The sequence below is a fragment of the Kribbella sp. NBC_00359 genome (assembly GCF_036097425.1).
Lineage (GTDB): Bacteria > Actinomycetota > Actinomycetes > Propionibacteriales > Kribbellaceae > Kribbella.
In genome coordinates this window covers 3,694,611-3,709,584 of sequence record NZ_CP107975.1, presented here as the reverse complement: position 1 = coordinate 3,709,584, position 14,974 = coordinate 3,694,611, and the positions used below count along the sequence as shown (strand labels likewise).

16 protein-coding genes are annotated in these 14,974 nt (G+C 68.4%); 4 read left to right on the top strand and 12 right to left on the bottom strand.

Going from position 1 to position 14,974, the window contains the following annotated elements:
* Positions 1–20: 20 nt before the first annotated feature.
* Positions 21–95, bottom strand: a complete 75-nt coding sequence (locus OG876_RS44055; RefSeq protein WP_442914179.1) for a putative leader peptide — start codon at positions 93–95, stop codon at positions 21–23.
* 457 nt (positions 96–552) lie between these two features.
* Between OG876_RS44055 and OG876_RS18150 the strand changes: the two genes are divergently transcribed.
* Entirely contained in the window at positions 553–1,353 is an 801-nt protein-coding gene (locus OG876_RS18150; protein WP_328526062.1) for a M23 family metallopeptidase, read from the top strand.
* A 136-nt stretch (positions 1,354–1,489) separates the two neighbouring features.
* Here OG876_RS18150 and OG876_RS18145 read toward each other — a convergent pair whose 3' ends face one another.
* From OG876_RS18145 to OG876_RS18135, 3 genes are read right to left on the bottom strand one after another with little or no spacing between them, the layout of a single operon-like run.
* The gene (locus tag OG876_RS18145; RefSeq protein WP_328526061.1) at positions 1,490–2,011 is read right to left on the bottom strand and encodes a GNAT family N-acetyltransferase; all 522 of its coding nucleotides are present in this window, start codon (positions 2,009–2,011) and stop codon (positions 1,490–1,492) included.
* A 44-nt stretch (positions 2,012–2,055) separates the two neighbouring features.
* On the bottom strand, positions 2,056–3,141 hold the full coding sequence (locus tag OG876_RS18140; RefSeq protein ID WP_328526060.1) for a sensor histidine kinase: 1,086 nt from the start codon (positions 3,139–3,141) through the stop codon (positions 2,056–2,058).
* Between the two features lie 18 nt (positions 3,142–3,159).
* Complete coding sequence (locus tag OG876_RS18135; RefSeq protein ID WP_328526059.1) at positions 3,160–3,822, bottom strand: response regulator transcription factor; 663 nt, start codon at positions 3,820–3,822, stop codon at positions 3,160–3,162.
* 37 nt (positions 3,823–3,859) lie between these two features.
* Here OG876_RS18135 and OG876_RS18130 point away from each other — a divergent pair, with 37 nt between their 5' ends.
* Positions 3,860–4,546 (top strand): M15 family metallopeptidase, encoded by a 687-nt coding sequence (locus OG876_RS18130; protein ID WP_328526058.1) that lies wholly within the window; start codon positions 3,860–3,862, stop codon positions 4,544–4,546.
* On the opposite strand, the gene OG876_RS18125 is transcribed toward OG876_RS18130, so the two are convergent.
* Positions 4,543–5,064: an arsinothricin resistance N-acetyltransferase ArsN1 family B gene (locus tag OG876_RS18125; protein WP_328526057.1), complete on the bottom strand. Its 522-nt coding sequence runs from the start codon at positions 5,062–5,064 to the stop codon at positions 4,543–4,545. The two genes, OG876_RS18130 and OG876_RS18125, sit on opposite strands and share 4 nt — an antisense overlap.
* A 39-nt stretch (positions 5,065–5,103) precedes the next feature.
* Here OG876_RS18125 and OG876_RS18120 point away from each other — a divergent pair, with 39 nt between their 5' ends.
* The gene (locus tag OG876_RS18120) at positions 5,104–5,667 is read left to right on the top strand and encodes a helix-turn-helix domain-containing protein (RefSeq protein ID WP_328526056.1); all 564 of its coding nucleotides are present in this window, start codon (positions 5,104–5,106) and stop codon (positions 5,665–5,667) included.
* On the opposite strand, the gene OG876_RS18115 is transcribed toward OG876_RS18120, so the two are convergent.
* Both OG876_RS18115 and OG876_RS18110 read right to left on the bottom strand, forming a co-directional pair.
* Entirely contained in the window at positions 5,634–7,193 is a 1,560-nt protein-coding gene (locus tag OG876_RS18115) for an FAD-dependent monooxygenase (RefSeq protein ID WP_328526055.1), read from the bottom strand. The two genes, OG876_RS18120 and OG876_RS18115, sit on opposite strands and share 34 nt — an antisense overlap.
* Before the next feature lie 76 nt (positions 7,194–7,269).
* A complete protein-coding gene (locus tag OG876_RS18110) occupies positions 7,270–7,878 on the bottom strand; it encodes a TetR/AcrR family transcriptional regulator (RefSeq protein WP_328526054.1) in 609 nt (202 codons plus the stop codon).
* Positions 7,879–7,978: 100 nt separating this feature from the next.
* Here OG876_RS18110 and OG876_RS18105 point away from each other — a divergent pair, with 100 nt between their 5' ends.
* Positions 7,979–9,187: a TerC family protein gene (locus OG876_RS18105; RefSeq protein ID WP_328526053.1), complete on the top strand. Its 1,209-nt coding sequence runs from the start codon at positions 7,979–7,981 to the stop codon at positions 9,185–9,187.
* Between the two features lie 95 nt (positions 9,188–9,282).
* On the opposite strand, the gene OG876_RS18100 is transcribed toward OG876_RS18105, so the two are convergent.
* The 5 genes from OG876_RS18100 to OG876_RS18080 form a co-directional block, all read right to left on the bottom strand.
* The gene (locus OG876_RS18100) at positions 9,283–9,606 is read right to left on the bottom strand and encodes a hypothetical protein (RefSeq protein ID WP_328526052.1); all 324 of its coding nucleotides are present in this window, start codon (positions 9,604–9,606) and stop codon (positions 9,283–9,285) included.
* Positions 9,607–9,915: 309 nt separating this feature from the next.
* Positions 9,916–10,746 carry a carbohydrate ABC transporter permease gene (locus tag OG876_RS18095; protein ID WP_328526051.1) on the bottom strand — a complete coding sequence of 277 codons (831 nt, stop codon included), beginning with the start codon at positions 10,744–10,746 and terminating at the stop codon, positions 9,916–9,918.
* A 2-nt stretch (positions 10,747–10,748) separates the two neighbouring features.
* Complete coding sequence (locus OG876_RS18090) at positions 10,749–11,669, bottom strand: carbohydrate ABC transporter permease (RefSeq protein ID WP_328526050.1); 921 nt, start codon at positions 11,667–11,669, stop codon at positions 10,749–10,751.
* A 26-nt stretch (positions 11,670–11,695) separates the two neighbouring features.
* On the bottom strand, positions 11,696–13,006 hold the full coding sequence (locus OG876_RS18085; RefSeq protein ID WP_328526049.1) for an extracellular solute-binding protein: 1,311 nt from the start codon (positions 13,004–13,006) through the stop codon (positions 11,696–11,698).
* 2 nt (positions 13,007–13,008) lie between these two features.
* Positions 13,009–14,862 (bottom strand): glycoside hydrolase family 127 protein, encoded by a 1,854-nt coding sequence (locus OG876_RS18080; RefSeq protein ID WP_328526048.1) that lies wholly within the window; start codon positions 14,860–14,862, stop codon positions 13,009–13,011.
* Between the last annotated feature and the right edge of the window lie 112 nt (positions 14,863–14,974).

The window sequence follows — 14,974 nt, the reverse complement described above, 5'->3', positions numbered from 1 at the left end:
GTGCGCGGGGTGAGCTCAGGTCAGCGCTGACAGAGGGCGCTGGAGACGCGGAGGAGGTCGATGTGGAGGCGGTAGTACGGCAGTTCGCGCGTCATCTCCGTCTCCTCTCGTCGCTCGTGTCATCCCAGTATGTGATGGGGTTGAAAGATAAGTAACTTGGTCGACAAAGCTCTCATTATGTGGACGGCTTATACGGCCCGGAGGGGGCGGCTCGGCGCCGTCGGCGGGGTGATCCGCATCACGGCCGCTTTCAACTACCCGGCAGTCGGGTTCACGCCTGAGCGCGTACGCGGCGGTAGGAAACCTTCACGGTGTGTGTGCGATTTCGTTCATCTGGTGGCAGTCTGCGTTTGAGGGCCTCTGACCGCCTCGTTATGGTCGATGAGGCTGTCGCACCCCCTCCAGCGACGGCTGCCCCTCCCTGGAAGGTTTCTCGTGCCCTCTCACCTCGACGTGCCCGGAGCAGAACGGCCGGCACCGCGTCGTCCGGATGCACCGCGTCGGGCGGCCAAGCATCGTTCCTCCCGACTAAGTCGCAAACGCCGTACCCAGTTGATCGGCCTGACCGCCGCACTCGCGGCCGCGGCCGGCACCACCGCCGTCGGCCTCAGTTCCTCCGCGAGCGGACCGTCCGCCACCACGACCACCGGCCTGAACCCCTCACAGGCCGGCGATCTGACCGCGGCCCGGATCGAACGACGCGACCTCGGCTCCCGGGACGCGTCCCGGGTCGACCTGTCCGCGACCCGCAAGGCGCAGGCCGACCAGATCGCCAAGCAGCGCGCCGCCCGGCTGGCCGCGACCGCGACACTGACGCAGCGCCGGTCCCTGGCGCTGGCCGCGGCCAAGGCGGCCAACGCCAAGAAGGCCGCCGCCAAGGCGCGCGCGCTCGCCGCGGCGAAGGCAGCCGCGCTCGCCAAGGCCAAGGCCGCCGCCGCTGCGGCCGCAGCCGCGCCGAAGGTCGTCCTCCCGACCACCGGCTACCACCTGACCGCCCGCTTCAACCAGGCCGGTGGCCGCTGGGCGCACAACCACACGGGTCTCGACTTCGCGGCTCCGATGGGTACGCCGGTGCGCTCGGTGATGGCCGGCGTGGTCATCCAGGCCGACTGGGAAGGCGCCTACGGTCGCCAGGTGAAGGTCAGGCACTCCGACGGCACGGTCACGTCGTACAGCCACATGGCCGAGTTCGACGTCTCGGTCGGTCAGCACGTCCAGGCCGGCACCAAGGTCGGCGCGATCGGCATGACCGGCAACACCACCGGCCCGCACGTCCACCTCGAGGTCCTCCCGGGCGGCGGCGCTCCGATCGACCCGGAGCCCTGGCTCCGCGAGCACGGCCTCAACCCGTAATACCGCGGACCTGCTCACCGCTGTCACAAAGGCGTCGCGCTCATCCAGCCACGGATGATGCGCGACGCCTTTCAACGCGCCCTGCTCGCCGTCCGGGAAGAGCCCCGCGATCCTCCCGTTCCTTCCTGGCTTGTGGTTAGAGGGTCTTGGCCATGTCGACGCTGGCTACGGAGGTGCCTTCGATCAGGAATTCGTTCGGGTGGGTGCCTTCGATGACGTAGCCGTGGCGTTCGTAGAGGCGGCGGGCGGCCGTGTTGGTGCTGTGGACGTGCAGGCTGATCTTGCGGGCGTCGCGGAGTCTGCCCTCTGTGGCGGCCGCGGTCAGCAACGTGCTCGCGACGCCTCGGCCGCGGGCCGACTGGGCGACGGCCAGGCCATTGATGGTGAGGACGCCGGCGCCTTCGGGGAACGGGTACTTGTCCTCGAGCCGGAGGTAGCCGACGACCTCACCGTCGTACTCGGCGACCAGGTGTGCCTCCGGCCCGCAGCGGACGAAGAAGGTGTCCTTGATGGTCTCAAGGTACGACGGGAATCCGGACGAGGCGTCCCACGCGGTCCGGTCGATCGCGAGCAGCGCGGCGTCGTCGGCCTCGACCGCACGGCGAACGGTCAACGGCTGGTCGGTCGAGCGGTCATCGGGCAGGCGGTGTTCACTCACCTCACCATCCTCGCCCGCCGACGAGGTCAGCCCAAGCAGCGCGGTCAGCCGACCAGTTCGGCCGTCGGGAGGGCGACGGTGACGATCAGCCCGCCACCCGGGATCGGCGCCAGGTCGAGGCTCCCGTGGTGGGTCTCGACGATCCGGTCGACCAGCGCGAGCCCGAGTCCGTGGCCGGCGCCGTACCGGGCCTTGGCGAACGGCTCGGTAAAGGTGCGGATCCGCGCGGGGTGGAGCACCGATCCGGTGTTCCGTACGACGAGCCGCCCGGGCGCGACCGTGATCGCGACGGAGCCGCCGCCGTGCCGGATCCCGTTCTGCACCAGGTTCACCACCACCTGGTGCAGCAGCACCTCGTTGCCCTCGACAACCGACTCCGCGAGATCGCAGCTGAGTTCGACCCCGCCGGATCGCGCCTCCGACGAGAGCGCCGGCAACGCGGACCGTACCACCGCCGCGAGATCCAGCGGATCCAGCTCGACCGACCGGTTGTTGAGTGCGGTCAGGCTCAGCAGCGCCTCGACGATGTCGATCCCGCGCTGATTCGTCTCCGCCAGCCGCTTCACCAGCTCCGGGACGTCCTGATGATCGGGATCGGCGGCCGCCACCTCCAGCATCGTCTTCATCACCGTGTGCGGCGTTCGCAACTCGTGCGAGGCGTTCGCCGCGAACCGCCGGTACTGTTCGAAGGACCGCTGCAACCGCCCCAGCATCTCGTCGAACGTGTCGGACAGGTCGGTGAACTCGTCCCGGATCCCGGTCAGCCCGATCCGGTGGTCGAGCGACCCACTGGCCGCCTTCCGCGCCGCCGCGGTGATCTCCTGCAGCGGCTTCAGCATCCGCCCCGCGAGGAACCACCCACCGACCAGTCCGACGATCGCCAGGAACCCGAGCGCCCAGCCGGACAGGGTCACCACCAGGTGGAGGATGTCCCCGCGCGACGGCGGAAGCACGCGCCGGTCGCGCGGGTTGGCGCCGTTGAGCGGGTAGTTCGGCACGATCCGGAAGACCAGCCAGATGATGCAGGAGACGACGGCGCCGGCGATGACCAGCAGACCCGCGTAGCTCAGCGTCAGCCGCAACCGGACCGTCAGCCGCGGCCGCCAGCTCATCAACCGTTCGTCACTCACGCCTTCACCGCCCGTCGCTCACGCTTGGCCGACCCGGTAGCCGACGCCGGGGACGGTGTGGATCACCCACGGATCGCCGAGGCGTTTCCGCAGCGCCGAGATCGTGATCCGCACGGCGTTGCTGAACGGATCCGCGTTCTCGTCCCACGCCTTCTCCAGCAGTGTCTCGGCACTGATCACCCCACCCCGCGCCGCCATCAGCACCTCCAACACGGCGAACTGCTTCCGCGTGAGCTTCACGTAATGCCCGAACCGGTACACCTCCCGCCGATACGGATCCAGCCGGACCCCGGCGTACTCGAGCACGGTGGGCGCGGCCGCCGCCGGTCGCCGGACCAGGGCTCGCAGCCGGACGACGAGCTCCCGCAGCTCGAAGGGTTTGGTCAGGTAGTCGTCGGCGCCGAGCTCGAAGCCGATCACCTTGTCGTCGAGATCACCGGCCGCGGTCAGCATCAGCACCCGGCAGCTGATGCCCTGCGCAACGATCTGCCGGCACACCTCGTCACCGCTCACTCCGGGCAGATCACGGTCCAGCACGACCACGTCGTACGCGTTCACCGTGACCGCCTCCAGCGCGGCGTTCCCGTCGAAGGCCAGGTCGGCGGCGATCGCCTCCAGCCGCAGCCCGGCCTGGATCGCCTCGGCGAGATAGACCTCGTCCTCGACGACCAGCACCCGCATACCGACCATTGAACCAGGCCGGACGTATCGAAAACGTATGCCGAAACGCAGACGCTCCGGCAACATCGGCCCGGCTGGACTGGTGGCCATGCTGACCGATCACCTCGTAGCCACCCGCAAACGTGAACACCGGCTGACGGTCCTGACCGCCCTGGCGATCGTTGCCGCCGTCACCTGTCTGACCCTGGCCTCCTGTACGGCGGTCTCCGCGCAGGACGACCCGGCACCGTCGACCCCCGATGCCCCGGCCGGCACCCCGAGCACCGCCACCCACGGCTCGCGCAGCGGCCAGCCCGGTGCCGCCGACGGCGTACTGCCTGACCACACCTCCGCCTTCGACACGAGCCTGCCCGGCGTCGCGAACCTCGACCCGGCGCTGCGCAAAGCGGTCCAGCAGGCCGAGCAGACGATGAAGGAGGACGGCATCACGATGCAGGTCACCACCGGGTGGCGGAGCAAGAAGTACCAGCAGGAGCTGCTGGACAAGGCGATCCGCAAGTACGGCAGCAAGAAGAAGGCCCTCGAGTTCGTCTCCACCCCCGACGAGTCGCACCACGTCACCGGTCACGCGGTCGACATCGGCCCGACCGCCGCGGACGACTGGCTGATCCGCAAGGGCAACCGCTTCGGGCTCTGCCAGACGCTGTCCAACGAGCTGTGGCACTTCGAGCTCGTCACCACACCGGGCGGGACCTGCCCACCGATGACCAGGACGGCCTCCTAGCGGGTCTCCTCCGGCGGATCCGGGAGTACGGCGAGCGGACGTTGACGCCAGTGCACGTCGTGCCAGGCGTCGAGCTTCCAGCCGATCTTCCGATAGGTCCCGATCGACTCGAACCCGAGCGCCTTGTGCAGCCCGACGCTGGCGTCGTTCGGCAACGTCATACCAGCGATCGCGGTCCGGAACCCACGCTCGGCCAGCCGCTCGAACAGCGCCTCGTACAGCGCTCTCCCGCCGCCGGTCCGGCGCCGTCCGGGCTCGAGGTAGACGCTCACCTCGCAGGACCAGCGGTACGCCGCTCGCGGCTTCATCGGACCGGCATACGCGTACCCGACCACGCGACCGTCGTCCTCCAGCACCATCCAGGCGTGGGTCGCCTGCGCAGTCGCGATCCGCGACGCCATCTCCGCGGCGGTCGGCGGCTCGATCTCGAAGGTGATCGCCGTATCGATGACATAGGGCGTGTAGATCGCCACACACGCCTCGGCATCGAGCTTGGAGGCGTCTCTGATCTTTGGCATGTCACGATAGTAGCCACAACTGGCGCTATAGTGGCAAGCATGTTGGATGAGCTGTCCGCCTCACTCGCGGCGACCGTGCAGGCTGCCCGGGTCGCGCAGGACCTGTCGGTGAACGCGCTCGCCGAGCGTTCCGGGGTCTCCCGCGCGATGATCGGCAAGATCGAACGCGGTGAGGCCCAGCCGACCGCCGTACTGCTCGGCCGGCTGTCCGGCGCGCTCGGCATGACGCTGTCCGAGCTGGTCGCCCGCGCCGAGAACACCGGGGAACTCCTCCGGCGGGCCGGCGACCAGCCGGTCTGGACGGACCCGGCCACCGGATACCGGCGGCGGGCCGTCTCACCGGTGACCGACAGCCCGCTCGAACTGGTCGAGGTCGAGCTGCCGGCCGGCGCCTCGGTGTCGTATCCGGCCGACGCCTATATCTTCAAGTACCAGCAGCTCTGGATCCTCGACGGGCACCTGCGCTTCCACGAGGGCCCGCTGGTCCACGACCTGCGCACCGGTGACTGCCTCCAGCTCGGCCCGCCGTCGGCCACCACGTTCCACAATCCGGGGACGACCCCTTGCCGCTACCTGGTGGCGCTGGTCAAGGGCCGTTCCTGAGGTACGCCGAACCACCGGGCCAACGCGTCCCGCAAGCCGGCCTGCTCCGCGACGCCGTCCTGCTCCGCGGCCCAGGCGACGTACCCGTCCGGCCTGATCAGCAAGGCGATCGGCGACTCACCGCGTCCGGAGACAACGTCGACCCGATCCCTGGTCACGGTCGCGGCGTACGACGCCTCCGAGGTCACGCCCGCGGCGAAGGACGCCTCCGGGGTCAGGTCGAGCAGCAGCGCACGACCGGTGCGCATCAGCTCGGCCAGTCGAGTCGCGTCGACCATGAGATCCGGCGCCCAGCGGCCGATCAGCGGATGCGGGCCGTCGTGGTAGCGGATGTCCGCACCGGAGATCAGGTCCGCGATCCGCTGCACGTTCCGCGGCTCGGTCAGCAGCTCGCCGAACAGCTCCCGCAACCTGGTCACATCGTTGCCTGGGGCAATCAGTGCCGACTGGGCCTGGGTCTGCATCACGACCCGCTGCCCGACCGGCCGGCGCTCCGACTCGTAGCTGTCGAGCAGACCATCAGGAGCCCAGCCCTGCAGCTCGGCGGCAAGCTTCCAGCCCAGGTTGACCGCGTCCTGCAGGCCGAGGTTCAGCCCCGGGCCGCCGATCGCGGAGTGCACGTGCGCGGCATCCCCGACCAGGAGCACCCTGCCTTCGTTGAACCGGTCAGCGAGGCGGCTGTTGCCACCGCTGAGCCGGCGCAGCAGGTGCGGACCGTCGCCTTCGGGCGGTGTCAGCGGTAGATGGACCCCGAGCACCCGGTCGACGCTGTCCTGCAACTCCTCCAGCGTCATCGGGCCTTCGGGCGGTACGTCGAACTCACCGGTGCTGACGACCGGCGGCCGGCCGGGCAGCCGGCCGTAGAGGAACAGACCGCGCTCGGTCCGGTGATGCATCAGGCCGGGGATCACGCCGTACCCGGGGATCGACAGGGCTCCGGTGGCGGGATCGACGTACTCGGGTGGCACCTGCGCGTTCGCCGTACGGGAGACCATTGTGTCGTTGGTGATGCCGGGGAAGTCGATGCCGGCCAGTTTGCGAGTGAGGCTGCGGCCGCCGTCGGCGCCGACGAGATAGCGAGCCGTCACCTGGTACGGGCCATCCGGGCCGGAGATCTCGACCGTGACCGAGTCGGCGTCCTGGGCGAACCCGATCAGCTCATGGCCGCGGCGGATCTCGGCTCCGAGCTCGAGCGCCCGTTGCTGGAGGACTTCCTCGATCCGGCGCTGTGGAACCGGCAGCATGTACACCGGGTTCTGCTCGATCGTGCTGAGGTCGAGCGGGAACGCGCCGAACATGTAGCGCGGCTGCGGCTGCGGTGGACCCGACGTACCGCTGAGGCGCTCGTACAGGCCGCGACGGTCGAGCATGCGGACGACCTGGCCGACCAGGCCGTTGGCCCGGGGCACCTCGCTGACCTCCGGCAACCGCTCCAGCACGATCGGCCGCACTCCGGCCAGCCGCAGTTCACAGGCGAGCATGAGGCCGTTCGGTCCGGCCCCGGCGATGACGACATCTGCATCCATGGCACGTGTCCTTCCAGTGAAAATGGGCGTGACTGACTGCCCCGGCGGCGCCGGGGTATCTGCTGGGGTGTGGGTTCTAGTCGGGTTCGGGGAGACCGCGGGTGATCTGGTCGAGAGCCTCCGACAGCAGGGCGGTCATGGATCGAGGTGGATCGCCGCGTAGCCACTCGGCGCTCGCGGCCGACCTGGCGGCACCCACGACCTCTGCGACGAGGTGCGGATACAGCCCCTGGGTCCCGGTCCGGTCCGCCACGGCTGCGGCGAATTCCTCGCTCGCGGCGGCATACGCCCGCGCCATCTCACCCTGTAACGACGGCTCGGTGACCATCAGCCGGATGCCGGTCAGCCACCGCTGGTCCGGCGGCTGGTCGGCGCCGTGGCCTTCCACCCCGAGCGCCATCTGCGACTCGATCGACGCCCGGATCGCGGGCCACAGCGGCTCGTCGGCCGGCCGGGCGCGCAGTTCGGCGGCGATGGCCAGACTGCGGTCGACCTCCCGGGCGGCGATCGCCTCGGCCTTGCTGGAGAAGTAGTTCCGGAACGTGCGCAGCGAAACCCCGGCCTCGGCCGCGATGTCCTCGATCCGCACATTGGCCAGCCCGCGCTCGACCGTCAGCCGCACCGCCGCCCAGCTCAGCGCGATCCGCGTCTCCTGCTTCTTCCGCTCCCGCAACCCTTCGGCCATGCTCCTGACGGTAGCAAACTTTGCCTAAAAGGCAAAGATGCCTTTCAGGCAAATTTGTGATCCGACGACAGACAGCCGTCCGACATGGTTGGGTTGGGCTATGGCCGTGTCCCCGCTGGTCTGGATCCTGACCCTGCTCGGCATCGTCGCGCTGCTGCTGTTCGACTACTTCTTCCACGTCCGGTCCGCGCACGTCCCGACACTGCGGGAGGCCGCGATCTGGTCCACGCTGTACGTCGGCATCGCCGTACTGTTCGGCCTCGGGACGCTCGTGTTCGGCGGGACCGCGATGGGCTCGGAGTACTTCGCCGGCTACATCACCGAGAAGGCGCTCTCGGTGGACAACCTGTTCGTGTTCCTGATCATCATGACCGGCTTCCGGGTGCCGCGGGAGAACCAGCAGAAGGTGCTGCTGATCGGCATCGTGGTGTCGCTGATCGCCCGGTCCGCGTTCATCTTCGTCGGCTCGGCGCTGCTGCACACGTTCTCCTGGGTGTTCTACCTGTTCGGGATGGCGCTGCTGCTGACCGCCGGCAACATGCTCAAACCGGAGACCGAGGAGTCCCACTCGGCGCAGAACATCATGGTCCGGCTGAGCCGGCGGCTGTTCCGCACCACCGAGGAGTACGACGGCGACCGGCTGACCACCCGGATCAACGGGCGCCGGATGATGACGCCGATGCTGCTGGTGATGATCGCGATCGGCGCCACCGACGTGATGTTCGCGCTCGACTCGATCCCGGCCATCTTCGGCCTGACGCAGAACGTATTCGTGGTGTTCACCGCGACCGCGTTCAGCCTGCTTGGCCTGCGGCAGCTGTACTTCCTGCTCGACGGCCTGCTGGACCGGCTGATCTACCTGTCCTTCGGGCTGGCCGCGATCCTGCTGTTCATCGGCACGAAGCTGATCCTGCACGCTCTGCACGAGAACAACCTGCCGTTCGTGAACGGCGGCGAGCCCGTCGACGTGGTCGAGATCAGCACCGGCCTGTCGCTGGCCGTCATCCTCGTCGTGCTGCTGATCACGATCTTCGCGTCCCTGTTCAGCACCCGCGGCCGGACGCAGACCGCGATGGCCCACATCCGCCGCGACGCGACCGCCTACCTGGATGCCGAGTACACCGACGACCCGCACGAGCGCGAGCGGATCTTCCAGCGGCTGCTACGGGCCCGCGACCACATCATCGACCTCGGCCCGGAGGCCAGGCGCCAGGTGAAGAACGAGACCGAACTGATGGCCCTGTGCCGCCAGGTCGCCGACGCCCACGCCGCCGCCCACCCCGACCACGAAGTCCGCCCCAGCCTGTAAGGATTCCCCCCGCGACCGACAGCACCGTGGTCGTCGAGGGACGTAGGACCCCTACTCGGCGTCGAGCACACCTGCGGCGCGCCACCGCGAACTGGTCAGCTGGGATCGGTGAACGAGATCGGCTTGCCGGTGGCCTGGGCGTAGGCGATCTCCCTGCTCGTGGACTCGCCGATATACCCGCCTGGGTTGACGACCAGAACCCGGTCAGCCAGGTCGATCTTGCGCAGGTGGAGGGCGCCCAAGGCGGTCTTCTGCTCGTTGGTGATCAACTCGTCTGCGTCGTGATCCTCGGCGCGCAGGAAGACGCCTGGCGCGACGACGATGACACCTGCGAAGGTCAGATCACGGTTTGCCGCGCGCATCTCGTCCACGAACCGGGTAGAGCCGCAGATGCACACAATCTCAGGTCGGTCGGGCACGGCTCAGTCCTTCGGATCGAACGGGAAACCGTCAGTGTGCGCGTACACACCACAGACGGGCACACGAGCCACCAGCTTACGCAGCGAGACGGACACCACGCGGCTGCACCGTCGCCGGCGGGAGGCGTGGCCCGGCCGATAGGCCCCACAGTTATTCAGGTAAGGCCGTCCGCCCCCGACCACGTCGCGGTAGCCGCGGCGGCAGCCGCAAATGCGTGCGGCAGCACGCAAGGAAAGCCGGGCCGGTGGGAGCGGCCGCGTAGCACGCGACGTAGGAGCGGGCCTAGTCGGCTGCGGGGGAAGAAATCTCTATCCTTTGACTGCACCGGAGGCTAGGCCCGTTACGTAGAAGCGTTGTAGGGCGACGTACAAGACAACGCAGGGGATCATCGCGATGACTGCGCCGGCGACCAGGGAGCCGAAGTTGATCTCGCCGTAGGCGCCGGCCTGGACGTTCACCAATGCGACGGGCAGCGTGTAGAGCTCGTCCTTGGTGAGGAAGGTGAGTGCGCCGAGGAATTCTGTCCAGGCGGCGAGGAAGGCGTAGAGAGCGACCGTGGCCGCGCCGGGGGTGACGAGTGGCCGGAGCACCGAGCCGATCATGCGCAGCGTGCCGCAGCCGTCGACGTGGGCGGAGTCCTCGAGCTCGACCGGGACGGAGGCGAACGAGTTGCGCATCACGAAGACGCCGAATGGGAGGTTGACCGTGGTGTAGAAGAGGACCAGACCGAGCAGGCTGTCGGTCAGCCGCAGGACGTTCATCTCCAGGTAGAGCGGTGTCAGGATCGCCTGGAACGGGATCATCATCGAAACCACCACGAGCGCGAACAGCACCGGCCCACTGCGGAACCGGAACCGCGCGAACCCGTAGCCCGCGAACGTCGCCAGTACGGCGGTCAGCACCGCCGTGCTCAGGGCAACGACCAGACTGTTGCCGACGGCCCGGATCAGGTTGCCCGGTCCCTCGATCAACGTGCGGAAGTTGTCCCAGGTGAGCTGGAAGAAGGTCGACCCGTTCGGCGCCGCGACGATCACGTCGTTCGGTTGCACGGACCGGAAGAGCGCCCACAGCAACGGTACGGCGAAGACCAGGAACGCACCGCCACCGCCGACGACGTACAGGGTGTTCTTGAGCCTCATCGTCAGTCCCTCTCCCGGAGCAGCCAGAACTGGGCCGCGGTGACCAGCCCGACCACGATCACCAGCACGATCGACAGCGCGGTCGCGGCACCGAGCTGCAGCTGGACGAAGGCGCGGTTGTAGATGTACTGCACGACCGTGGTGGTGTCCGTGCCCGGACCGCCGCGGGTCAGGATGTAGAACTGGGTGAACGCGAGCAGCGAGCCGACCACCGAGATGATCACCGCCATCGCGATCGTCCGGCGCAGGACCGGGATGGTGATCTCCCGCTCCTGCTGCCACCAGGTCGCGCCGTCGAGTTCGGACGACTCGTAGTACTCGCGGGGGATCGCCTGCATCCCCGCCATCAGCAGCATCATGGTCAGCCCGCTGACACCCCAGATCACCAGCACACAGATCAGTCCGGTCGCGAGCGGCCCGTCCACCAGCCAGGCCGTCGTACCGTCGGTGATGCCGAGCTTGCGCAGCACGATGTTGATCGCGCCGCTGTCGGGCTGCGCTTCCAGGACCGTCACGAAACTCAACGTGGACAGGCCGACGACGAACGGGAGGAAGAAGACGGTTCGCAACACGGTCGAGCCGCGCCGCTTGCGTCGTACCAGAACTGCCAGGGCATAGCCGAGCACCAGGATCGGGCCGGTCACGATGACCGTGTAGAGCAGCGTGTAGAGGACCGACTTCGCGAATGCGGCGTCGGACACGATGGCGCCGTAGTTCTTCAGCCCGCTGAACTTCACCGTGCCGATCAGCGGCCAGTTGGTCAGCGATATCACCAGGGCGAAGGCCAGTGGCACCAGCACGAAGACCCCGACGAACAGTACGGCGGGAGTCACCAGCAGCAGCCCGGTCCGGGCCGGATGCGTGAGCGAGCCGTGGCCTGCGCGCCGCCCCGCCGACGCTGCCTTGCGTGAGCTCGAGTCCATGCGGTGAGCACTTCTCACGGATGTGCTCATGCTTGTCCCTGCTTCAGGATTCGGTCGTAGTTGTTCTGGGCTTCCTTCATGGCGGCCTCCAGCTCGCCGTCGAACACGGCCCGGCGGAACATCTGCAGCCACGGTCCGTCCGGCTGGTTGTAGAGCAGGTTGTAGGACAGCGTGGTCGGCGCGTACCCCTCCGTGATGCGCTCCAGCGGCAGCGTCGCGAGCGGGTACTTCTTCGCGAACTCCGCCGTCCTCGCGTCCGACCGGACCGGGGTGTACCCGCCGGCCGGCAGGTCGATCTGCTGCGGCAGGTCCAGCGCGAACCGGACGAACTCCCAGGCCCCGGAGGCATTGCGCGCACCCCGCGGGATGCACATGTTGTCGCCGCCGTCGAAGAACGCCGAGCCACCATCCGGTCCGGACAGCAACCGCGGCGCGACCTTCTGATGGAACTTGTCGTCGGACGCCGACACCACCACGCTGTAGTTGGACGGGAAGATGCCGACCTTGCCGGCCCGGAAGTCACTCCCCCAGCGAGACGCGTCGTCCGAGAAGTTCGCCCGCGGCACCAGGCCGTCCACCCACAACTGCCGGTGCAGCTCGAGCATCCGCTGGACCGCGTCGTTCCCGACGATGTGGCCGGACTGCCCGCCGATCGTGCCTTTGATCAGATCGGTGTCCGCCGCCCAGATCATCGGTTGTACGACGAAGCCGAGCGCGCCGGGGCTGTTCGCCGGGAAGCTCCACGCGTAGATGTCGTCGCCGAGCTTCCGCAGCTTCCGCGCCGCGGCGAGCAGGTTGTCGAACGACTTGACCGCATCGTCCGGGTCGACGTCCGCCCGGTCGCACAGCTCGGTGTTGAACCAGAACATCGAGTTGTCAGCCAGGTACGGAACGCCGTACACCCGCTCGTCCTTCGTCGCGAGCCGCAGGTGGCCCGGGCTGAGCTTGTCCCGGAAGTCGAGTGTCTGCAAGGGATCGGTGAGGTCGGTGAACGCGTCGCGATAGATGAATAGCATCGAGTTGATGTCGTCGATGTCGACCAGGTCCGGCACACTCCGGCCGCGGATCGCGGTCGCCAGCTTGGTCACGTACTGCGCGTCCAGGACCGGCGTCAGCTCGACGGTGAGCCGGTCCTGGGACGCGTTGAACTTCTTCACCAGGTCGGTCAGGCCAGTCTGCGTCGCCGCCCGGCACCATACCTGCACGGTGCCGGTGGCGTCCTGGCCGAACCCCGCCGCCTGGACGTCAGGTTCGGCCAGGACCGAGCTACAGCCCGGTACGGCGCTCGCCGTGGTCGCCGCGGCCGCCAGACCGAGGAACGTCCGCCGGGTGAGCATGATCAGGCCCTCGGCAGCCAGACGCGCATGGCGCCGACCTCGCGGTTGGCCCAGGCGTAGTACGGCACCGCGACCACGTCCACCTCGTCGCCGGTGTCGTCCTTGGCCGAAGGGATGAACGACCAGCCATCGCGATGACCGGTGCCGGTCCGTCCGCGCGTCCTGAGCACGGTGACGCCGTCCAGCAGATCGTCGTCGTGGCTCGCGGCAACTGATGCCTCGGGCAACAGATGCAGGTCGTCGACGTTCGCGTCCTGGTCCACCTGTTCGACCGCGTAGACGAGCGGCCCGCGTTCCAGCGCGACACAACCGCGGACGGCGTCGATGCGTGGATCGGCGCCGACCACGCGAGTCGCCATCGGCAACTGCAGTTCGATCGCGTTAGCGGTCACGTCGGCATAGGCGCCCGCTTGCACGGATTGACCGTTGACGGTGGCACCATCTGCCCAGGCCGGGATCCGCAACTGCACTGCCACTGGTTTGGTGGCAGTGATGCGAACAGTGCCGTCCCACGGGTAGGCGGTGTCCACAGTCAGCTCGGTGTCGCCGACGGTCAGCGTGCCCGCGGCGTACTGGTGGATCTGGATCGCACCGTCGCAGGTGGTCGCGAGGTAGCCGTCGAGGCTGGCGAGGGTGCGCATGATGTTCGGCGGGCAGCAGGCGCAGTCGAACCAGCCGCGTCGGCCGTGCGCGGGGCTTCGGCCGTTGTCCGCATGCGCGCCACCCCGCAACTGCAGCGGATTGACGTAGAAGTACTCGGTGCCCTTCAGCGAGACCCCTGCGAGGAAGCCGTTGTAGAGCATCCGCTCCAGGGCATCGGCGTACGACGCCTCACCGGTGGCGAGGAGCATCCGCCAAGCCCACTGGATGCCGCCGATCGCCGCACAGGTTTCGGCGTACGCGCGGTCTGCGGGCAGCTCGTACTCGTCGCCAAACGCCTCGCCCTCCCACCGCGCACCCAGACCGCCGGTGACGTAGGCCTTCGTCGACCACATGTGCTCGAACTGCCGTTTCAGCGCGTCGAGCAGGTCGGTGTCGCCGGTCTCGAGGGCGACGTCCGTCGCTCCGGCCGCGAGGTAGACCGCGCGCACCGCGTGCCCTTCGACCGACGTGGCCTCGCGGACCGGGACGCGATCGGAGAAGTACGCGGGCTCGTGACCGTGGTTCCTGATGATGCCGTGGCCACGGGCCTCGACGAACCACTTGGCAAGGTCGAGATAAGCCGTCGTACCGGTTTCTCGATACAGCTCGACCAAGGCCATCTCGATCACCGGGTGGCCGTCGACGTCCACGGTCTTGTCGTCGCCGAAGGTCGCGACGAGGTGGTCGGCGAGCTTGATCGCGACGTCCAGGAGCGCACGGTCGCCGGTGCAGCGGGCCTGCGCGACGGCGGCCTGGATCAGGTGGCCGGCGCAGTAGTGCTCGTGACTCCAGACGAGTTGCTGGTAGCGGCCCTCGTCGCCGTACCGGAGCTGGACGACCGAGTCGAGGTAGCCGTCCTCGCGCTGCGCGGCGGCGACCACCGAGGTGAGGTCGCGGATGCGCTTGAGCAGGTCGTCGTTCGGATTGCGCCCGTACTCCCAGGCGGCGGCCTCGAGCCACTTGTAGACGTCGGAGTCGGCGAAGACCGGGCCGATCGCCTCGCCCGCACCGATACCGGCCGCGAGGCGCAGGTTCTGCAGGTTGCCGGCCGTCTCCAGCTGGTCCTGACCGCTGGGGATCGCGTCCTCGCCATTGCGGCTCTGGCGCGGCGCCCAGAAGCCGCCGGTGATCTTCGCCTGGCCGAGTCCGAGGGGCTGCCAGCGGCCGTGGGTCGCGGCGGCCGGGCTGCGGGAGGTGGTGACTGCTTCCGTCATAGGACGTGACTCCTGGAGAAGGTTAGGAAAATCCGGAACACGTTTTCCTGCACGAAGTTAGAGAGGTTCCAAGCCTTGGTCAACCCCTCGGACCTGGCAAGGATCGGACAGA